We start from the raw sequence: 19,397 nt of genomic DNA on the forward strand, positions 1-19,397 counted from the left end.
CCCCGGCGAATTCCCGCCCAGTCAAGACTGAACGGGCGCTCCGGTCCGACTGCGGCAGGGACCGAACCGGGCCGCGAGTGCCAGGATGAGGCCCGACATCGTGGCGATCATCCCCGCAGCGCTGACCGCGTCGCGCGCGCCCAGCCACAGCGGGCCATAGCCCGCCAACACATAGCCCAGCACCGCCGAGAGGATGGCGAAGACGACGCTCCAGCCAACCTGCCCTTCAAGCGCGTTGGTCATCATCCGTGCGGCGGCGGGTGGACAGATGAACATCGCGATGACGATGATCGAGCCGACCGCGTCAAAGGCCGCAACCGCAGCCACAGCAGCGACGATGACCAGTGCAAGGCCCAAATGGCCGGTGCGAATACCGAGAGTGCGGGCAAACCCCTCGTCGAAGGTCGACAGCTTCAGGGGGCGCCAGAACAGCCAGATGAACCCGGACACCCCGGCCAGCGTGACCAGGATACGCGGCAGTTCCACCGGCAACCCAGCCAAAGCCAACGGATCAACCAGCGAGGCCCAGCCGGTGGCATCAAGCCAGATCAGGCTTTCCAGATTGCCATAAAGCGCGTGTTCCACATCCAGATGCACGGTCGAGGTGTCGGTCTGCTCCAAGAGCAGCACGCCGGCGGCAAACATGGTGGTAAAGACGACACCCATCGCAGCCCCCGGTTCGATCCGGCCCAGACGACGGATCGCCTCGATCAGAACCACCGCGACAACGGCAGCCCCGGCGGCGCCCAGCATCATCGGCCAGGCAGCAATGGCACCGGTCAAGAGGAACGCCACCACGATCCCCGGCAACACCACATGGCTGATGGCATCGCCGATCAAAGCCTGCCGACGCAGCACCAGGAAGTTGCCGGGCAGCGCACAGGCCACGGCGGAAAGGATGCCGATCAAGAGCGGCGTCAGCGACAGGGGCACAAATTCGGAACCGCTCATTCCGGGACCTCCTGGGGGCTACCGATGCGGCGGTCAATCTCGGCAATCTGGTCGTGGGTCAGCACGGTTTCGATATCGCGCAATCCGTCATAGAGGGCGGCGGCGGCTTCTTGCGCCTGATCGGCGCGCACGATTTCCCATCGCTTCTCGTCCCGTAGCGCTTTGGCGGCGCGTGCCCGGCCAATATCGGTTGCGACCCCGTCCGCGCGCACCAGTTCTGCCTGACGCAAAAGTCGCAATGTCAGTGGCTCGTAGATCCGTTGCCCTTGTGCCAGCGCCAGCAGCCCTTGCCTCAGGTGCACCCGGCGCTGGAATTGCGTATGGCGCAGGAACGCCGCCAGCACGCCGCGCCCCGGCGCCACCAGTAGCGACAAGGCGAAAAAGGCAAAGGACACCAGCACGATGATCGGCCCGGTGGGCAGGTTGGGGGCCGAGGCCGAGATCGCCGCGCCAAGATACCCGGCGAGCCCCCCGGTCAAGCCACTCAGCAGCACCACGCGGTCCGACCGCTCGGTCCAGAACCGTGCGGTGACCGGCGGGATGATCAAGAGCGCCACGATCAGGATCAGGCCAACGATCTTCAGCCCGACCACGGTGACTGCCATCACCAGCCCCATCATCGCCAGATCGATCCGATGTACGGGCACCCCGCGCGCGGCGGCATATTCGGGATCGAAGGCGACCAGCGTCATCGGACGGCGGATCAGCAGGATCAGCGCCAGCGCCCCCGCCCCGCCGAGCGCGATCACAAGCGCATCGTTCCACAGCATTCCTGCGGTCGATCCCAGCAGGAACCCCTCCAGCCCGGCCTGACGCCCGGCCCCCAACGTCTGGATCACGGTCAGCAGGACGATGCCGAAACCGAAGAACACCGACAGCACCGCACCGATCGCCGCGTCCTCGGCCAGCCTTGTGTTGCGGGTCAGCCAGTTGAGGCAGAGAAGCCCAACCCAGGCCGACAGTGCGGAACCGGCCATAAGGCCGGGCAGGCTGCGTCCATCGCCGCCCAGTGCCACCATCAACAGAAAGGCCAGACAGATGCCCGGCAACGTGGCATGGCTGATCGCGTCGCTGACCAGCGCCCGCTTGCGCAGGAAAAGGAACGTGCCGGTCGCTCCGGCGGATATGCCCAACAGCGTCGCGCCAACCGCGACAAGCGTGGCGTTATAACCCAATTGCAGCAAGAGCGCGTCGCGCAGCATCGGATCAGCCCAGCACGCGCGCCAGTTGGTCGACCTGCGCCGTTGCCAGCCGCCCGCCATAGGCCGCCTGCAAATTGTCGGCGGTAAAGCTCTCGGTCACCGGCCCTTCGGCCACGCGGCGGGTGTTGATCAGGAACACATGGTCGAAATAGTCGGTCACCGTGGCCAGATCGTGATGCACCACGACCACGGTGCGACCGGCCTGTTTCAACGCCTTGAGAACCGCGATAATCGCCTTCTCTGTCGCTGCATCGACCCCGGCAAAGGGTTCGTCCAAAAGGTAGAGATCGGCCTCTTGCGCCAGGGCACGGGCCAGGAACACCCGCTGTTGCTGGCCTCCCGACAATTGGCCGATCTGCCGGTCGGCGAAATCGCGCATGCCTACACGGGCCAGACAATCGAGCGCCCGCGCCTTGTGCCGGGCGCGCAGGCGGCCCAGCAGGCCAAGCTCGCAATAAAGCCCCATCAGAACAACATCGATCACCCGGGTCGGGAAATCCCAGTCGACACTGGCGCGCTGCGGCACATAGGCGATGCGGGCACGCTGTTCCTCGAGCGGGCGGCCAAACACGGTGACCTGCCCCGACAGCGGTTTGACGATGCCCAGCGCCGCCTTGAGCAGGGTCGATTTCCCTGCCCCGTTCGGCCCGATGATCGCCGTCATCGCGCCCGGCTGCACCGTCATATCCACCGAGAACACGGCCGGTTTCTGCCCATAAGACACGGTCAGCCCACGCACCGCCAGCGGGCTGTCGCCGATGGCGTCATCCTCGAGTCGTTTGCCTTCACGCGCCGCCAGTTCGATCATCGCTCAGAGCCCTGCCAATAATTTGCCATCCATGCCACGGGGCGGCACCTGTCCGCCCAGCGCGGCGGCGATGGTGGTGATGTTGTGATCAAGCATGCCCAGATAGGTCCCCTCGTAAGAGCCGTCAGGCCCCATCGCATCGGAATAGAGCTCGCCCCCCACCTGTACCTGATGCCCCTGCGCCGCGGCGCCTTCGATCAGGGCCCGGACCGATCGGTCCGAGACCGAGCTTTCAACAAAGACCGCCGTGATCTTGCGCGACACCAGCGTATCGACCAGTTCCGCGATCCGGTTCAGCCCCGCCTCGGACTGGGTCGAGATGCCCTGAACGCCCAGAACCTCGAAACCATAGGCCTGCCCGAAATAGCCGAATGCGTCATGCGCGGTGACCAGCGCCCGGTTACCCTCGGGCACCGTGGCCAGAACCGTTTCGGCATACCCCGACAGCCGGTCCAGATCAGCGATATGGCGGGCGGCATTGGCGGCAAAGGTCTCGGCGGCCTCGGGGCGGGTCTCGGTCAGGGCACGCGCGACCTCGGCCACCACCTCGCGCCACAGATCCGGGGTCATCCACACATGCGGGTCGAACTTGTCGGCATAATCGTCATGGGCGCGCAGGCGCGACGGCTCGATGCCTTCGGCCACCGCAACCACCTGACGCTTACGGCCCAGATCGTGAAAGAAGCTTTCCATCTGAGCTTCGAGGTAGAGTCCATGCCACAACACCAGATCAGCGCGGGTCATGGCGACGATATCGCTGCGGGTCTGGCGATAGGCATGCGGGTCGATGCCCGGCCCCATCAAGCCGGTGACCTCGACCAGATCGCCGCCAACCTGGCGGGCGGCATCGGCGATCATGCCGGTGGTTGCCACCACACGCAGCGGTGCCTCGGCCCAGGCCGCGAGCGGCAGGCTGCATGTCAGGGCAAGTGCGGCAAGGAACCCACGGCGAATCATCGCATACCTCGAAATCCAACTCTCTCACGGATGAATATGAGAACCATTCGCAACTAAGTCAACGCAATTGAGAATTATTCGCAAGAAAGAACACTTTTGTCCGAAAGGTAAAATTTTGACGCCGCGACCCACCTGCCTCCGCTTGCCATTCTGTCGCAGGTCATGCGACCTTGGCCGGGAACCTCCCAAAGGATGTGAAGATGGAAACGCAGAGCCTTGAGCGCACCGCGCATCTGCCGCAAGTGACCGAGCCGCGAAACCCCGGCATGGAACTGGACCTCGACTGGGTTCGCGCGGTGCAGGCCAATACTTCGGCGATCGAGCGGCGGGCGGCAACGCTGCCCGGCAGGCGCTCGGTGAAAAAGGATTATCAGGCTGCTTGGTTGTTGAAAGCGATCACGATGATCGACCTGACCACCCTGTCGGGCGACGACACCGTGGGCCGCGTGCGGCGCCTCTGCGCCAAGGCGCGGCAGCCAGTGGCACCCGCGCTGCTAGAGGCGATGGGCATGGGGCCGATCACCACCGGCGCGGTCTGTGTCTATCACGACATGGTCGCAACGGCGGTCGAGGCGCTGGGCGGTTCGGGTATTCCGGTGGCCGCCGTCAGCACCGGGTTTCCGGCGGGCCTGTCGCCCTTTCACCTGCGGGTGGCCGAGATCGGCGAGAGCGTCGCGGCGGGCGCCGAAGAGATCGACATCGTGATCTCGCGCCGGCATGTGCTGACCGGTGACTGGCAGGCGCTTTATGACGAGATGACGGCCTTTCGCGAGGCCTGCGGGCATGCCCATGTCAAGGCGATCCTGGCAACCGGAGAGCTGGGAAGCTTGCGTAACGTGGCGCGCGCCTCGCTGGTCTGCATGATGGCGGGGGCGGATTTCATCAAGACCTCGACCGGCAAGGAAAGCGTCAATGCCACCCTGCCCGTCTCGCTGGTGATGATCCGCGCCATCCGCGACTATTACGATCGCACCGGATACCGGGTCGGCTACAAGCCCGCCGGGGGCATTTCCAAGGCCAAGGACGCGCTGGTCTATCTGGCGCTGATCAAGGACGAACTGGGCGACCGCTGGCTGCAACCGGACCTGTTTCGCTTTGGCGCCTCATCGCTCTTGGGCGATATCGAGCGGCAGCTGGAACATCACGTGACCGGCGCCTATTCGGCGGGCTACCGCCATGCCATGGGCTGACCGGCGCGACAGGCGCCGGAATTTTGAAAAAATTCCGGCCCGTTTTCCGTGACGGAAAACGGCCCCCGGATACCGAGGACACCGCTATGACCATCAAGGAACTCTTCGACACCATGGAATACGGTCCCGCCCCCGAAAGCGCCGCCGAGGCGCTGGCCTGGCTGGTCGACCAGGGCGACCGGTTCGGCCATTTCATCAACGGCGCCTTTACCGCGCCAGGCGACGGGTTCGACAGCCGCAATCCCGCCACCGGCGAGGTCCTGGCCACCCTGACCCAGGCGAGCCAGGCCGATGTAGATGCCGCCGTTGCCGCCGCCCACAAAGCGCAGCCCATATGGGCCGCACTCGGTGGCGCGGGCCGGGCGCGGTACCTCTATGCCATTGCGCGGCTGATGCAGAAACACAGCCGCCTGTTTGCCGTGCTGGAAACGCTGGATAACGGCAAGCCCATTCGCGAGAGCCGTGACATCGACATCCCCCTGGCGCAGCGGCATTTCTACTATCACGCGGGCATGGCGCAGTTGATGGAAAGCGAGCTGCCCGACGCCGAGCCACTGGGCGTCTGCGGTCAGATCATCCCGTGGAACTTCCCCCTGTTGATGCTGGCGTGGAAGGTTGCCCCGGCGCTGGCCATGGGCAACACCGTGGTGCTGAAGCCCGCCGAATACACCTCGCTCACCGCACTCTTGTTTGCCGATATCTGCCAGCAGGCGGGTCTGCCCAAAGGGGTGGTCAATATCGTCACCGGTGACGGTGCCGTGGGCGAGATGATCGTGGCGTCGGATGTGGACAAGATCGCTTTTACCGGCTCGACCGCCGTGGGTCGCCGCATCCGCGAGGCCACTGCCGGGCGGGGGCTGGAGCTGACGCTCGAACTGGGGGGCAAATCCGCCTATATCGTGTTCGACGATGCCGATATCGACAGCGCCATCGAGGGGCTGGTCGATGCGATCTGGTTCAACCAGGGCCAGGTCTGCTGCGCCGGATCGCGCCTCTTGGTGCAAGAGGGCATCGCCGACCGGTTTCATACCAAGCTGCGCACCCGGATGGACGGGCTGCGGCTGGGCAATCCGCTCGACAAATGCATCGACGTCGGCGCGGTGGTCGATCCGGTGCAGTTGCAGACCATAGAGCGGATGGTCGCCAGCAACACGGCTGGCACGGTGCACCATGCCGCCTGTGCCCTGCCCGAAAACGGCTGCTATTATCCCCCGACCCTGATCACCGGATTGTCGACCAGCGACCCGCTGATGCAGGAGGAGATCTTTGGCCCCGTCCTCGTCTCGACCACCTTCCGCACCCCGGCCGAGGCGGTGGAGCTGGCCAACAACACCCGCTATGGGCTGGCCGCCACGGTCTGGACCGAGAATGTGAACCTGGCGCTCGATATCGCGCCGAAACTGGTGGCGGGGGTGGTCTGGGTGAATGCTACCAACCTGTTTGACGCCGCCGCCGGGTTTGGCGGTGTGCGCGAAAGCGGCTTTGGCCGCGAAGGCGGGTGGGAGGGGCTGACCGCCTATACCCGGCCCAAGGGCAAGCGCAAGGCGCTGGCCCGGATCGAGCCCGCCACCGGTCACGGTACACCGGTTGACCCGATCGACCGCACGGCGAAACTCTATGTCGGGGGCAAGCAGGCGCGGCCCGATGGTGGCTATTCCCGACCCGTCTGGGGTAAATCCGGCCTGTTGGGCCATGTCGGCCTTGCCAACCGCAAGGATGTGCGCAACGCGGTCGAGGCGGCCGCAGGCGCAACTGGGTGGGCAAAGGCCACAGGCCATCTGCGCGCGCAGATCCTCTACTACATCGGCGAAAACCTGTCGACTCGGGCCGCCGAATTCGCCCATCGGATCGACGCGATGACCGGCAAGCGCGGCGGGGCGCAAGAGGTCGAGGCCAGCATCCAGCGCCTGTTCACTGCCGCCGCCTGGGCCGACAAATATGACGGGCAGGTGCATGGCGTGCCGATCCGGGGCGTGGCGCTGGCGATGAAGGAACCTGTGGGCGTGATCGGCGCGCTTTGCGCGGACGAGGCGCCGCTCTTGGGCCTTGTCTCGGTCATGGCGCCCGCCATCGCGATGGGCAACCGCGTTGTGCTGGCGGCAAGCGAGCCCTATCCGCTGGCGGCCACCGATTTCTACCAGATCCTCGACACCTCGGACGTGCCGGCAGGCGTGATCAACATCCTGACCGGCTGCCATGCGGAGCTGGCCAAACCGCTGGCCTCGCATCTGAACGTCGATGCGGTCTGGTCCTTCTCCTCGACCGATCTGTCGGCCGAGATCGAAAAAGCGGCGGCGGGCAACCTGAAACGGACCTGGGTCAATAACGCAACGTCCCTTGATTGGGACGTGGACCACAGCAAGCGCTTCCTTCAGGCTGCGACCGAGATCAAGAACATCTGGGTGCCCTACGGAGAATAGGGCATCCCTGCACAAGGGAGGCTCTACATGGATTTCACCGGCAAGACCGTCGTGGTGATCGGCGGCACCAGCGGCATCAACCGCGGCATAGCGCTAGCCTTTGCCCGGGCCGGCGCGCGGCTGGCCGTGGCCAGTCGCAGTCAGGACAAGGTGGACGACACCGTGACCGAACTGCGCGCCGCAGGGGCGCAAGAGGCCCTCGGCGCATCCTTCGATGTGCGCGATGCCGAGGCGGTGGCCAAGGGTCTGCAAGGGTTCCGCGATCAACTGGGTGAATTCGATGTGCTGGTTTCGGGCGCGGCGGGCAACTTTCCTGCGCTGACGGCGGACATGTCGATCAACGCCTTCAAGACGGTGATCGACATCGACCTGATGGGCACCGTGCATGTGATGAAGGGCGCCTATCCGCATCTGAAGCGCCCCGGCGCCAGCATCATCAACATCTCGGCGCCGCAATCCTGGCTGCCCTACGAGGGGCAGGCGCATGTCTGCGCCGCCAAGGCGGGCGTCGACCAGATCACCCGCACACTGAGCCTGGAATGGGGGCCCGAGGGGATCCGGGTAAACTCGGTCGTGCCCGGCTTTATCGAGGGAACAGAGGGCGCCAGACGGTTGGCACCAAGCCCCGAGGCGGAAAAGACCTTCAAGGCGGATGTTCCGCTGGGTCGCTGGGGTCAACCGCAGGATGTGGCAAATGCCTGCCTGTTCCTGGGCTCGGACATGGCTGCCTATATCAGCGGCACGGTGCTGTCGGTCGACGGCGCACTTTATCAGCGTGGCTCGGGCCGGGCGGGTCAGATGATTGGCCAGATGCTGCGCGCAATGCCCAAGCGCGGTTGAACCGGCGCGTCTCCCGCAAGGCAGACGCCGGAAAACATGTGTTTTCCGGCCCGTTTTCCGAGCCGGAAAACGGCACCGCCGCGCACGATGCGCCAGAGATCAGTTGGTTCCTTCCAGCCCCACGGGCTTGCCCACGACGGTGAAGCTCAATCCCTCTGGGTCGAGGAAACCGGTGGCAAATGCGTTGATCTCTTCCAGCGTCACCGCATTCACCTGGTCGTTGCGGGTGGCGATATAGTCAATCGGCAGACCCTGTATCTGCATCCCGGCCAGGATATTGGCGATCCGTCCATTGCCGTCAAAACGCAGCGGATAAGCACCTGTCAGATATGTCTTGGCATCCTCCAGTTCCTTGGCCGTCACACCATTAACCGCCACATCCCGCCAGACATCGCGTATGACGGACACCGCCTCGGCGATCCGGTCATTGGCCGAGGCCACCGATCCCATGTAAATCGAAGCCAGATCCTTGGGCAGCAGATAGGAATAGACCCCGTAGGTCAGCCCCCGCTTCTCGCGCACCTCTTGCATCAGCCGGCTCTCGAACCCGCCGCCGCCGATGATGTGGTTGAGAATATAGGCGGCAAAGAAATCGGGATCATCGCGATCGATCCCCGGCTGCATGAACAGCGCCACCGACTGCGGTGTGTCGAAATCGACCACCCGCACCGGGCCGGGAACGCTGACCTGCGCCCGGTCAGGGATCGGCGCGCCAGTTTCCGGAAGGCCGGAGAGAAGCGTATCGAGCAGCGCGCCCAGTTCCTCGGCGGTGATATCACCCACCGCGCCGACATAGACCCGGTCACGTGCCAAGGCCCCCTTGAAGGCCGCCAATATATCGTCGCGCGTCAACGCCGCGACGCTGTCCACCGTTCCCTTGCCCTCGGTGGCGTAGGGGTGTTCGCCATAGACGGCCTCGGAAAGCGCCGCGCCAGCGATGCTGTGCGGGTCGGTCTCGTCCGAGCGCAGCCCCGACAGGACCTGCGCGCGCACCCGCTCTATGGCCTCGGGGTCAAATCGCGGCGCGTGCAGGGTTGTGCGCAATAGGTCGATCACCTCGTCGCGGTTCTCGGTCAGGAAGCGCGCCGAGACCGACAGCGTGTCATCGGTCACGTCATAGTCAAAGCTCGCGGCCAGTTCTTCCAGCCTTCGGGCATAGGCGCGCGCATCCAGCTCTCCTGCCCCTTCCTCGATCAGGCCGGTCATCAGATAGGTCGCGCCCCGCTTGCCTGGTGCATCGAGCGAGGTACCGCCACGGAACCAGATTTCGAGGGCGGTAAAGGGGATCGCGTGATCCTCGACCAGCCAGGCATTGTAGCCTTGGGGGGAGGTGACCTCCTGGATCTTGACTTCGGCCCAGGCCGGCAACGCCAGCATCAGGGCAGTCAATGCAGCAAAGAACGCCTTCATTGGGTCACCTCCTCGACATTGGTCAGCCAGCCTGTCACCGAAACCTCGGGCCGCAGTACCGACCGGGCGGCGGCGATGATCTCGTCGCCCGTCACCGCCTGCAGCACCTCGGGCCAGGCCTGCACATCGGCAATGGTCAGACCGCTGGCCAGGGCGGCGCCATAGCGGTTGCCAATCCCATCCACATTGTCGCGCTCGTAGATCAGCGCCGCACGCAGTTTCATCTTGATCCGGTCGAGATCCGCGGCATCCACCCCTTCGGCAATGAAATCCGCCAAAACCTTGTCCATTGCCGCTTCGGCCTCGGACAGGGTAACGCCCTGTGCCGGCACCACAATCATGTCAAAGGTGGTGTCGTCCAGCGAAAGCCCGCTGTAAAATGCGCCGGTATAGATCGCGGTCTGGCTGTCGAATTGCAGCTTTTCGTTCATGTAGGCCGTGGTGCCACCGCCCAGCAGTTCAGCCAACAGATAAAGCGCGGCGGCCGTCTCCTGAGCGCCAGCATCACGCTCGGGTGCCAGATAGGAGCGGTGAACATAAGGCTGCGCCACCCGCGCATCCTTGAAGGTCAGGCGCCGCGCGGCGGTTTGCGGCGGCTCCTGGCTGCGGAACCGTTCGGGCAGGTCGGGGTTTGCCGGGATCACGCCATAATAGGTCTCGGCCAATGCGCGCACTTCGTCGGGCTCGACATCGCCGGTCACGATCAGGATGGCGTTGTTGGGAGCGTAATAGGTGCGGTAGAAGGACAGCGCATCCTGCATGTCCAACGTTTCCATCTCGTGTTTCCAGCCGATCACCGGGACACCATAGCGGTGGTTGAGGAACTGGGCCGCATCCATTTGCTCGCCAAACAACGCGCGCGGGTTGTTCTCGGTGCGCTGGTTGCGTTCCTCCAGGATCACGTCGCGCTCGGTCTCGATATCGCGTTCGGTCAGGCGGATGTTACGCATCCGATCCGACTCCATCCGCATCATCAGTTCCAGTCGATCGGACGCCACCCGCTGGAAATAGGCGGTATAGTCATACGAGGTAAAGGCGTTGTCGGCACCGCCATTGGCCGCCACGGTGGCCGAGAGTTCACCCGCCTCCATCGTTTCGGTCGCCTTGAACAGCAGGTGTTCCAGGAAATGAGCCACCCCCGAGGCGCCGACCGGCTCGTCCGCCGATCCGGCCCGGTACCAGACCATCTGCTGTACCACGGGGGCGCGGTGATCTTCGATCACGACGACATCCATACCGTTTTGCAGGGTAAAGGTGGTGACCGCCTCTTGTCCCTCGGGCGCCGCCCAGAGCGGCGCAGCCGAGACAAGAGCGGCAACAAGAGCAAAAGCCCGGACCATGCGCATCCTCCGTATCGCTAGCCGACAACCTACGGCAGGCCCGGCAAGGTTCAAGACGCGCTGACGTAAAATTAAGGATTATTCACTTTCCGGCGGCGCCGAGGGCGTCGCGGCCCCGGCCCGACGGAAGCGCTCGTTCTGGTTGAACGGGTTGATCGCTTCCTTGCGATAGGCCTGCTCATAGCGATCGACCGGGAACAGCCGGATACGGGTCCAGCGCCCCTGACGCTTGCGGAATTCGGCGTCTTCGCTGGCCAGCGCGGTGCGCGTATTGGCGGGGACGCCATAGCGGCTGGAGGCACTGACCAGCGCCTGATCCGAGGCAGGAATGCCGCCACCCGGTTGCAGCGCGGTCTCCTTGCCGCCCAGCGCCACCACCGCATCGGCGGCGGGCGTCGGATCGGTCAGGTTGGCGCCACCCGGTGTCGGCGCGGGCAACACGTTGAAATCCTTGGGCTGGGTCAAGGGCTTCACCGGCATGATGGCGAACTCGTCGGGTCCGGTCCCCTGCGAACGGATATCGCGCAGCCCCTTGCTGGAGCAGCCCGATACCGCCAGGGCGGTCGCGATCACGATCAAAGCCAGCGGCGCGCGCATGGTCATCTCCTGCCTGTTTCGTCGGGTTTTATCGCATATCCGCGCGCCCGTCACGAGGGCTTTTTGCCATCCATCAGGATCAGCGCCGCCGCACCGGCAAAGATAAAGATATCGGCCACGTTGAACACATAGGGGTTGTCGATACCACAGCAGGACATGTTGAGGAAATCGAGGACATAGCCATAGATCAGCCGGTCGATCACGTTTCCGAGCGCACCGCCGATCAGCAACCCGCCTCCGATCAGCATCCACCGCGACGGGCGTCCCCGCGACAACCAGAACAGTACGACCGCACAGATCGCCAGCGACAGGCCAATCAGTATCCAGCGCGCGGCATCGCCCTCACCCTGGAACAGGCCAAAGTTGATGCCGCGATTCTCGCCATAGCGAAATGTCAGGAACGGCGGCAGCACCTCGATGCTGCCGCGATGGGCCACGTCCATCACGTGCACGACCAGGTATTTGCTGATCTGGTCGATCAGAAAGGCCCAGAAGGCGGACCAGAAGAGGAGCCGGGCGCGCATCAGTGCCGGAAATGGCGCATGCCGGTGAAGACCATGGCCAGACCCGCCTCGTCCGCGGCCTTGATCACCTCGTCGTCGCGCATCGAGCCGCCGGGCTGGATCACGCAAGCGCCCCCTGCCGCAGCCGCCTCAAGCAAACCGTCGGGGAACGGGAAAAATGCGTCCGAAGCCACGGCGCAGCCCTTGGCCGGGCTTTCGGGCAGGCCCAGTTCGGTCGCCATGCGCTGCGCCTTGGCGGCGGCCACATTGGCACTGTCCAGCCGGCTCATCTGACCCGCGCCGACACCCACGGTGGCGCCGTCCTTGACATAGACGATGGCGTTCGACTTGACATGCTTGCCGACCTTCCAGGCAAACAGCAGATCGGCCATCTGCGCATCAGACGGGGCCTTCCTGGTCACCACCTTGAGGTCGGCCAGATCGACATGGCCCACATCCTTGTCCTGCACCAGCATGCCGCCGGCCACCTGTTTCATCGCCACGATGGGCTGGCGCGGATCGGGCAGACCGTCGGTCAGCAGCAGGCGCAGGTTCTTCTTGGCGGCAAAGATCGCGATCGCCTCTTCGCTGGCACCAGGAGCAATCACCACCTCGGTAAAGATCTCGACGATCTTGCCAGCGGTCTCGGCGTCCAGCGGCTGGTTCAGCGCCACGATCCCGCCAAAGGCGCTGGTGCGGTCGCAGTCGAACGCTTTCTGATAGGCCTCGGACAGGGTCGCGCCCAGCGCCACACCGCAGGGGTTGGCGTGCTTGATGATCGCACAGGCCGGGCCGTTTTCGGGCGCGAATTCGGCCACCAGCTCGAACGCGGCATCGGTATCGTTGATGTTGTTATAGCTCAGCTCCTTGCCCTGCAACTGCCGCGCGGTAGCCACGCCCGGACGGTTCGAACCATCGGTATAGAACGCCGCCTGCTGGTGGCTGTTCTCGCCATAACGCAGGGTCTGTTTCAGTTCACCGGCAAAGGCGCGGCGGCGGGGGGCCTCCAGCGCCAGTTGACCGGCCATCCAGTTGCTGACGGCGGCGTCATAGGCGGCGGTGCGGGCATAGGCGGTCTGTGCCAACCGCTGGCGGAAGGCATAAGAGGTCTGGCCGTCATTGGCCGCCATCTCGGCCAGCAATGCGTCATAATCCGCGACATCCACCACCACGATGACAAAGGCGTGGTTCTTGGACGCCGCACGGATCATCGCCGGGCCGCCGATGTCGATATTCTCGATACAGTCGTCATAGGCGGCACCCTTGGCCACGGTCGCCTCGAACGGATAGAGGTTGACGACCAGCAGGTCGATGCCCGCGATACCGTGCTGCTCCATTGCCGCCACGTGCTCGGCATTGTCGCGCAGCGCCAGCAGGCCGCCATGCACCATCGGGTGCAGCGTCTTGACCCGGCCATCCATCATCTCGGGGAAACCCGTCACCTCGGCCACGTCGCGCACCGTCAGGCCCGCATCGCGCAGCGCCTTGGCGGTGCCGCCCGTCGACAACAGCTCGACCCCGCGCGCGGCGAGGGCCTGGCCCAGCTCGATCAGTCCGGTCTTGTCGGAAACGGAAAGAAGCGCGCGGCGCACGGGGGAAAGGTCGGTCATTTGCTCGGGGTCCTTATGCGGATCAGTCGAATTCGGGCTCGTCCCGGTTCAGGTCGCGAATGGCAATCGCGGTGTCCTGCGCTTTGCTCAGCGTCCACCGGATGCGGGTCGCATACTCCATTGCGCGCCCGGATAGAACGATCTGTTTTGTCGCGCGCGGCTTCAGGCGGGTCTTTTCAAGATAAACACTTGGCTCCAATGACAATTTATATTTGCCATCATGGCGGAAAACCCAGATCTCGCCGCTTTTGAGGGCCATCGACACCGCCGCGCCCCCCAGATCGACCGCCGCGTCCACCTCAGGGTGCAGATGCAGGCGCAGGTCGAATCCGACCCCTGCCAGCACCGAAGCATCCATCGCCTTGTCAAACCGGCGCTTGGCGGCATCGTCCATCGCCAGCAGCATGTCCTCGCCTGCCAGGCCGCGCCCGTCATGGCTCAGTTCCAGCGTTCGGGCATGGGTCAGGCCGAACACCTTGGCATAGCCATCATGGCCACCCTGAAAGCGGATACCATCCGTCATCTCCGAGATCTCAACCGGCACTTGTGTCGGGCCTTCGATCAGTGCCTCCAGCCCGGTGCCACGTTCAGGGTCGGCCAGGCGCGCGCTCGAGAACCCATCGAGGCAGAGGGTGGAATGGGACGGCGTGGCCCGTCCGGCCCGGCGCCATTCCACCCCGAAACTGATGCCCGAGCCGCAATTGACGATCAGCGGGCGGCGCCCTGAGGTCAGCTCGAACGCCAGGGTCGAGGCATGCGCGTTATAGGAGGCGGCGCCGCGCGGCGGCACGCTGGCATCGACGATGACACTGGTGCGCCCACCCGACAGGCGCGCATAGCCCATCGACAGCCCCTCGGCATGGACCGGCTTTACGCCGCTGGCCGCCAGTGCGTGATCCAACCGCCCTTCAAGCCCGCGCCCGCCGCCATGAAAACGACCCAGTTGCCCATCCGCATGGCGCAAGGCGCGCAGGGTCGGTGCGATCCGCTCGATTGCCTCGGTCTGCGCATGCGGCGCGCCGCGCCCTGCCTCGTGCAGCGCTGCGGTGGCCCAGCTAAGCAGGGTGAACACCTCCAGCAACTCCTCGGGGTTGCGGGTAGGCAGCCCGCCCTCCTTGTCGATCTGGTTGTTGCAATCGCGCGCCAGCGCCCGCACCGCCGGGTCGGCCAGTTCCTCCAACCCTTCCAGCGCCAGAGCCGCATAGATAACCCCTGTCAGCGCCTCGAACCGGCCCAGACCCGGCTTGGCGCCGGGCCAGCGTTTCGACAGGAACCAGGTCTGCTGTCCCAGCGAGCGAAAGAAAGCATGGCTTTGCTCGGGCTCGACGCCGCGAAGCAGGAACGGAGCGTGGTTGATCCAGCGGATGACGCGGCGTCCGGTCAGCTCGGGTGTCCAGCCGGAACCGCGCCCGCGCCCATGCGCCTCGATCCAGCCCCACAGCCAGCGCTGCGCCTTTTCGCGCGCTCGCACGTCGCCCACGGCGGCGAGATCGTCGAGCCAGGCAAAGCCCTGACGCTCGTCGTCAAAGGCGCCATTGGGCGCCGCGACCTCCCACAGGCCGCTGCTTTGGGATTCGACCAGATAACCGGCAAACAGCAGATTGCCCGCCACCAGCTGCCGCCCGCGCGCATAAGACCCGATGGTGCGGGGTTCGGGCTGCGAGACAAAGGCGCGCACCGATTTGTGCCGCTGGCTGACACGCGCGTAAAGACGGTTCTGGAACCGCGCCCATCTGCTGGCCATGTTATGCGAACCGGACATACGCTCTGCCTCTCACGCTCTTTGGCGTTTGTGGCGGAGGATAGCGGCACCGGCGCCGCAAGTCACCGGTTATTCCGGACCGTCGGCCGCCTTGCGCAGAACCGCCACGTAGAACCCGTCCATACCGCCCCTTTCGGACCAGTAATCGGGGCGCAGGCGCAGACCGCCCTCTTCGGTGATCCAAGCGGGGTCGATGCCCGGCAGGTCCAGCGCGGCGCGGTCAACGGTCATATCGGGATAAAGCGTCAGTGCCTCTTCAACCTGCACCTCGCCCTCGTCCGGCAACAGCGAGCAGGTACAGAACACCATGCGCCCGCCGGGTTTGACCAGGGTCCAGGCATGGGCGATCATCTGCGCCTGCAACTCGATCAGCGCGCCGAATTCGGAACCGTCCTTGGCCAGCGGCAGATCGGGGTGACGGCGGATGGTGCCGGTGGCCGAACAGGGCGCGTCCAGCAGCACCGCATCATATTGACCGCCCTGTTCCAGCGCGTCGCCCACCACCGTTTCGGCACTCAGGCCAGTGCGGGCAAGGTTTTCGCGCACGCGGGCCATCCGCCCTTCGGAGATATCGAGCGCGGTGACCCACGCCCCCGCGGCGGCCAGTTGCATCGTCTTGCCGCCCGGCGCGGCACACAGGTCCAGCACGGTCTCGCCCGGTTGCGGATCGAGCAGCCGCACCGGCAGCGCGGCGGCGGCATCCTGCACCCACCAGTCTCCGGCGGCAAAGCCCGGCAGGGCCGAGACCTGCCCCGCCTCATGCAGACGGACCGACCCGGTCGGCAGCACCTCTCCGCTCGGCGCGGATGCTCCGGGTTTCAACGTCAGGTCAAGTGGAGCGCCCGCGAAATGCGCCGCCTCCATCGCCGCGACGGCAGGTGCGCCCCAAGCCTGAACCAGCGGATCGCGCAACCAGCGCGGCAGGCGCGGCACCCGCAGCCGCGCCCAGTTAGCTGGCGCATCAGCGGCCACCTTGCGCAGTACCGCGTTGACGAGCCCCTTGAGCCGCCCGTGCCGGCGCGAGCGGCCGACAATCTCGACCATGGAATGCACCACGCCATGCGCGGCGGCCCCATGGGCCAGTTCAACCGTCCCCAACCGCAGCGCATTGCGCACACTCAGCGGCGGCGCCTTTTGCAGATGCGGTTTCAACAGCCGGTCGGCACGTTCCAACCCACGCAAGGTGTCAAGCGTCAGCCGCTGGGCGCGGGCGCGTTCCTCGGGCGGCAACCGGTCCAGCGCCCCGGCGCCGAGGCATTCGGACAACAGCCGTCCCTCGCCCAAAATCTGGTCGAGCAGATAGATCGCGCTCTGCCGCGCCTGGGTCGCGCTGTCCGCCATGGGGTGCCTCGTCCGGTTGTGACCATCCGCCCGCATTGCCAAGGGCGGACGCGGGCGTGTATCAGGATACCAGACCGAAAGGAACAGCAAAGCCATGAGCGAGCCGCGCACAGACCTGCCCCCCGCCGCCCAACGCGCCCTCGCCGAGGCCGAGGAACGCCGCCGCAAGGCCGAGGCCGAGGCCAAGCCGCTGCCCAAGGAGCTGGGAGGGCGCGACGGACCGGACCCGGCCCGTTACGGCGACTGGGAGAAAAAGGGCATCGCCATCGACTTCTGACCAGCGCGTTCCGGGTTGCAACCCGGCGACCCAGACCGCACTCTCTGACGCAAGGCAAGATTGGCCCAAAGGGCGACAGAGAGTTTCCATGACCTCCAGACCTCCGATGCAAACCGTCTCGACCGGCCTCGTCGTGGCTATCGTCGGTTTTTTCAGTTCGTTTCCGATCGTCTTGCAGGGTCTGGCAGGGGTTGGCGCGGATACTGCGCAAGCGGCCTCGGGTCTGATGTTCGCGGCGCTCTCGATGGGCCTCACCGGGATAGTGCTGAGCCTATGGACCAAGTCGCCCGTCTCGGTCGCGTGGTCCACGCCGGGCGCCGCGTTGCTGGCGGTGTCGGCGATGCCCGAGGATGGGTTCGGCGGAGCTGTGGCCGGGTTCATATTGGCGGGCGCATTGACCGTGATCGCGGCCTGGTGGCGTCCGCTCAGCCGCTTGACCGCCGCAATCCCCGGTCCCATCGCCCAGGCGATGCTGGCGGGGGTGCTGTTCTCGCTTTGCCTGCGCCCGTTTCAGGCATTGGCAGAGATACCTTTTCTCGCCCTGCCGATCCTGCTGACCTGGTTCATGGTCAGCCAGATCAGCCGCCCCTTTGCAGTGCCCGCCGCTGTGGTCGCCGGGGCGCTGGTCGTCACCGTCAACGCGGGCTTTGACATTCCGGCGCCAGAAACGCTGATTGCCGCGCCGGTCTGGGTCACCCCGGTCTTTTCGCTGGAGGCGCTGACCAATATCGCGCTGCCGCTTTTCATCGTCACCATGGCGACCCAGAACGTACCCGGCCTGGCGGTGCTGCGCGCCTATGGCTATCAGCCGCGCCCGGCGCCTCTGGTAACCGGGGTCGGTCTCGCCAGCGTACTATCCGCACCCTTCGGGTCTCCGGCCACCTGTCTGGCAGCAATCACCGCCGCCATGTGCGCCAACGAAGAGAGCCACCCGGACAGCGCACAACGTTATTGGTCGGCTGTCATGGGCGGGCTGTTCTATTGCGTGCTGGGCCTCTTTGCCGGGGTCATCGCCGGATTTGCGGCACTGACCCCCGCGCTGGTTCTGGGAACCGTTGCGGGCGTGGCGCTGCTGGGTGTCTTTGCCGGCTCGACGCTGGCGGCGCTGGAAGAGCCCGATTATCGGCAGGCCGCCGCCGCCACCTTTCTGATCACCGCGTCGGGCATCACCATCCTTGGGCTCAACGCCGCCGTCTGGGGCTTGGTGATCGGCGGTTTGATGCAGGCGATATCGGACCGGTTGCGGCCCATGCGTGTCTAGCCTCCCTCTCTACTCAGAACAGCAAGAAGCCCCTCGACCAGAGCGCGCTGACGCCGCGCGGTCAGGCGATCGCTGGGCCAGGTCAGCCAATACCCGTCACGCGTCGGTATCCGAGGCGCGTCCAGCAGGCAGAGTCGGCCTGCACCCAGCGCCGCGCGCGCCAGCGGTAGCGAGCCCAAAGCCACCCCGATCCCCTGTTCGGCGGCCACCAGCGCATGTCCCATGGAATCGACGCTCAACCGCGCCTGCACCTCGGGCATGGCTCCGGTCAGGCGCGCCCAGTCGCGCCAGCCGGGCCGCTCTCCGCGCAGGTCGATGATACCCGCATCCCAGCCCTGCCCCGGCGCCGCCATCGGCGCCAGTATCTCGGGCGCGATCAGCAGCGCCTCGCGCCCGGGCCAGGCACCACGTCCGAACCGGATTTGCAACCAGGTCCGTTCTTCGTCCAGACCGGCGCGGCGGGCGGCGGAATCACTCATCAACCGCACTCCGGGATGCGCCGCCAGAAATGCCGCCGCGCGCGGCAACACCAGCGCCTCGATATGCGAGGCAAGGCCCGCCACCCGCAACTCGGTCGGCGCGGTGCCGAACAGGTCCTCGGTGCTGCGGGCCAGCGCCGAAAGGCTTTCCTGCACCAGCGGCAGATAGCTTTCGCCCTCGACCGTCAGCGTTACCCCGCGCGGTCCGCGCACAAACAGCGCCCGGCCCAGCCAGGCCTCTAGATTGCCGATCCGCTGGCTGACCGCTGCCTGCGTCAACCCGAATTCCCGCGCCGCCGCCGAGAAGCCGCCCAGCCTGCCAGCAGCTTCAAACACCCGCAACCAGTCGAGCGGTGGCAAGCCGATGCGTGTTTTTCCCATAGATATTTCTAACCCTAAGCCAAAAGAAGGGATAACTATCTTGATGCCATTTGGCGCGCTATCTCTCA

General features: G+C 65.4%; 17 protein-coding genes. 5 read left to right on the plus strand and 12 right to left on the minus strand.

All coding sequences use genetic code 11. From position 1 onward, the window contains the following. Positions 1 to 21 precede the first annotated feature (21 nt). Genes AC2FLM_RS19880 through AC2FLM_RS19895 form a run of 4 tightly spaced genes read right to left on the minus strand, consistent with a single transcriptional unit; the run spans position 22 to position 3,918 of the window. Positions 22 to 951 (minus strand): metal ABC transporter permease, encoded by a 930-nt coding sequence (locus AC2FLM_RS19880; protein WP_496859630.1) that lies wholly within the window; start codon positions 949 to 951, stop codon positions 22 to 24. After that, entirely contained in the window at positions 948 to 2,153 is a 1,206-nt protein-coding gene (locus AC2FLM_RS19885) for a metal ABC transporter permease (protein ID WP_496859632.1), read from the minus strand. The genes AC2FLM_RS19880 and AC2FLM_RS19885 overlap by 4 nt, the downstream gene beginning before the upstream one ends. A 4-nt stretch (positions 2,154 to 2,157) precedes the next feature. Beyond that, positions 2,158 to 2,961, minus strand: a complete 804-nt coding sequence (locus AC2FLM_RS19890) for a metal ABC transporter ATP-binding protein (protein WP_496859633.1) — start codon at positions 2,959 to 2,961, stop codon at positions 2,158 to 2,160. Between the two features lie 3 nt (positions 2,962 to 2,964). Beyond that, positions 2,965 to 3,918 carry a metal ABC transporter solute-binding protein, Zn/Mn family gene (locus tag AC2FLM_RS19895; RefSeq protein ID WP_496859634.1) on the minus strand — a complete coding sequence of 318 codons (954 nt, stop codon included), beginning with the start codon at positions 3,916 to 3,918 and terminating at the stop codon, positions 2,965 to 2,967. 200 nt (positions 3,919 to 4,118) lie between these two features. Here AC2FLM_RS19895 and deoC point away from each other — a divergent pair, with 200 nt between their 5' ends. The 3 genes from deoC (at position 4,119) to AC2FLM_RS19910 (ending at position 8,368) form a co-directional block, all read left to right on the plus strand. Further along, positions 4,119 to 5,108 carry a deoxyribose-phosphate aldolase gene (deoC, locus tag AC2FLM_RS19900; protein WP_496859635.1) on the plus strand — a complete coding sequence of 330 codons (990 nt, stop codon included), beginning with the start codon at positions 4,119 to 4,121 and terminating at the stop codon, positions 5,106 to 5,108. Positions 5,109 to 5,194: 86 nt separating this feature from the next. Next, a complete protein-coding gene (locus AC2FLM_RS19905) occupies positions 5,195 to 7,528 on the plus strand; it encodes an aldehyde dehydrogenase family protein (protein WP_496859636.1) in 2,334 nt (777 codons plus the stop codon). Positions 7,529 to 7,555: 27 nt separating this feature from the next. Then, positions 7,556 to 8,368, plus strand: a complete 813-nt coding sequence (locus AC2FLM_RS19910; protein ID WP_496859637.1) for an SDR family oxidoreductase — start codon at positions 7,556 to 7,558, stop codon at positions 8,366 to 8,368. A gap of 99 nt (positions 8,369 to 8,467) precedes the next feature. Here AC2FLM_RS19910 and AC2FLM_RS19915 read toward each other — a convergent pair whose 3' ends face one another. From AC2FLM_RS19915 to AC2FLM_RS19945, 7 genes are all read right to left on the minus strand, one after another. Then, complete coding sequence (locus AC2FLM_RS19915) at positions 8,468 to 9,778, minus strand: M16 family metallopeptidase (RefSeq protein ID WP_496859638.1); 1,311 nt, start codon at positions 9,776 to 9,778, stop codon at positions 8,468 to 8,470. Then, positions 9,775 to 11,118: a M16 family metallopeptidase gene (locus AC2FLM_RS19920; RefSeq protein WP_496859639.1), complete on the minus strand. Its 1,344-nt coding sequence runs from the start codon at positions 11,116 to 11,118 to the stop codon at positions 9,775 to 9,777. Before AC2FLM_RS19920 ends, AC2FLM_RS19915 begins: the two co-directional genes overlap by 4 nt. A gap of 78 nt (positions 11,119 to 11,196) precedes the next feature. Beyond that, positions 11,197 to 11,715 (minus strand): DUF3035 domain-containing protein, encoded by a 519-nt coding sequence (locus tag AC2FLM_RS19925; protein ID WP_496859640.1) that lies wholly within the window; start codon positions 11,713 to 11,715, stop codon positions 11,197 to 11,199. Between the two features lie 50 nt (positions 11,716 to 11,765). Then, entirely contained in the window at positions 11,766 to 12,239 is a 474-nt protein-coding gene (lspA, locus tag AC2FLM_RS19930) for a signal peptidase II (RefSeq protein ID WP_234182662.1), read from the minus strand. After that, positions 12,239 to 13,828, minus strand: coding sequence for a bifunctional phosphoribosylaminoimidazolecarboxamide formyltransferase/IMP cyclohydrolase (gene purH, locus AC2FLM_RS19935; protein ID WP_496859641.1), 1,590 nt, complete (start codon positions 13,826 to 13,828; stop codon positions 12,239 to 12,241). The genes lspA and purH overlap by 1 nt, the downstream gene beginning before the upstream one ends. A 22-nt stretch (positions 13,829 to 13,850) precedes the next feature. Further along, positions 13,851 to 15,590 (minus strand): heparinase II/III family protein, encoded by a 1,740-nt coding sequence (locus AC2FLM_RS19940; RefSeq protein ID WP_496859642.1) that lies wholly within the window; start codon positions 15,588 to 15,590, stop codon positions 13,851 to 13,853. Between the two features lie 69 nt (positions 15,591 to 15,659). Continuing rightward, positions 15,660 to 16,931 (minus strand): RsmB/NOP family class I SAM-dependent RNA methyltransferase, encoded by a 1,272-nt coding sequence (locus AC2FLM_RS19945; RefSeq protein WP_496859644.1) that lies wholly within the window; start codon positions 16,929 to 16,931, stop codon positions 15,660 to 15,662. A 94-nt stretch (positions 16,932 to 17,025) separates the two neighbouring features. On the opposite strand from AC2FLM_RS19945, the gene AC2FLM_RS19950 reads away from it, so the two are divergent. Both AC2FLM_RS19950 and AC2FLM_RS19955 read left to right on the plus strand, forming a co-directional pair. Next, on the plus strand, positions 17,026 to 17,208 hold the full coding sequence (locus tag AC2FLM_RS19950; RefSeq protein ID WP_234144378.1) for a DUF1674 domain-containing protein: 183 nt from the start codon (positions 17,026 to 17,028) through the stop codon (positions 17,206 to 17,208). Positions 17,209 to 17,296: 88 nt separating this feature from the next. Further along, positions 17,297 to 18,469, plus strand: a complete 1,173-nt coding sequence (locus tag AC2FLM_RS19955; RefSeq protein WP_496859645.1) for a benzoate/H(+) symporter BenE family transporter — start codon at positions 17,297 to 17,299, stop codon at positions 18,467 to 18,469. Here the strand turns inward: AC2FLM_RS19955 and AC2FLM_RS19960 are convergent. Further along, entirely contained in the window at positions 18,466 to 19,329 is an 864-nt protein-coding gene (locus AC2FLM_RS19960) for a LysR family transcriptional regulator (protein WP_496859646.1), read from the minus strand. The genes AC2FLM_RS19955 and AC2FLM_RS19960 overlap by 4 nt on opposite strands. Positions 19,330 to 19,397: the final 68 nt, after the last annotated feature.

Source organism: Ruegeria sp. SAZD011 (assembly GCF_059612545.1).

Excerpts from the sequence above, each read along its gene's own strand:
- AC2FLM_RS19880 (WP_496859630.1), bottom strand. The coding sequence starts at position 951 with ATGAGCGGTTCCGAATTTGTGCCCCTGTCGCTGACGCCGCTCTTGATC.
- AC2FLM_RS19885 (WP_496859632.1), bottom strand. The coding sequence starts at position 2,153 with ATGCTGCGCGACGCGCTCTTGCTGCAATTGGGTTATAACGCCACGCTT.
- AC2FLM_RS19890 (WP_496859633.1), bottom strand. The coding sequence starts at position 2,961 with ATGATCGAACTGGCGGCGCGTGAAGGCAAACGACTCGAGGATGACGCC.
- AC2FLM_RS19895 (WP_496859634.1), bottom strand. The coding sequence starts at position 3,918 with ATGATTCGCCGTGGGTTCCTTGCCGCACTTGCCCTGACATGCAGCCTG.
- deoC (WP_496859635.1), top strand. The coding sequence starts at position 4,119 with ATGGAAACGCAGAGCCTTGAGCGCACCGCGCATCTGCCGCAAGTGACC.
- AC2FLM_RS19905 (WP_496859636.1), top strand. The coding sequence starts at position 5,195 with ATGACCATCAAGGAACTCTTCGACACCATGGAATACGGTCCCGCCCCC.
- AC2FLM_RS19910 (WP_496859637.1), top strand. The coding sequence starts at position 7,556 with ATGGATTTCACCGGCAAGACCGTCGTGGTGATCGGCGGCACCAGCGGC.
- AC2FLM_RS19915 (WP_496859638.1), bottom strand. The coding sequence starts at position 9,778 with ATGAAGGCGTTCTTTGCTGCATTGACTGCCCTGATGCTGGCGTTGCCG.
- AC2FLM_RS19920 (WP_496859639.1), bottom strand. The coding sequence starts at position 11,118 with ATGGTCCGGGCTTTTGCTCTTGTTGCCGCTCTTGTCTCGGCTGCGCCG.
- AC2FLM_RS19925 (WP_496859640.1), bottom strand. The coding sequence starts at position 11,715 with ATGCGCGCGCCGCTGGCTTTGATCGTGATCGCGACCGCCCTGGCGGTA.
- lspA (WP_234182662.1), bottom strand. The coding sequence starts at position 12,239 with ATGCGCGCCCGGCTCCTCTTCTGGTCCGCCTTCTGGGCCTTTCTGATC.
- purH (WP_496859641.1), bottom strand. The coding sequence starts at position 13,828 with ATGACCGACCTTTCCCCCGTGCGCCGCGCGCTTCTTTCCGTTTCCGAC.
- AC2FLM_RS19940 (WP_496859642.1), bottom strand. The coding sequence starts at position 15,590 with ATGTCCGGTTCGCATAACATGGCCAGCAGATGGGCGCGGTTCCAGAAC.
- AC2FLM_RS19945 (WP_496859644.1), bottom strand. The coding sequence starts at position 16,931 with ATGGCGGACAGCGCGACCCAGGCGCGGCAGAGCGCGATCTATCTGCTC.
- AC2FLM_RS19950 (WP_234144378.1), top strand. The coding sequence starts at position 17,026 with ATGAGCGAGCCGCGCACAGACCTGCCCCCCGCCGCCCAACGCGCCCTC.
- AC2FLM_RS19955 (WP_496859645.1), top strand. The coding sequence starts at position 17,297 with ATGACCTCCAGACCTCCGATGCAAACCGTCTCGACCGGCCTCGTCGTG.
- AC2FLM_RS19960 (WP_496859646.1), bottom strand. The coding sequence starts at position 19,329 with ATGGGAAAAACACGCATCGGCTTGCCACCGCTCGACTGGTTGCGGGTG.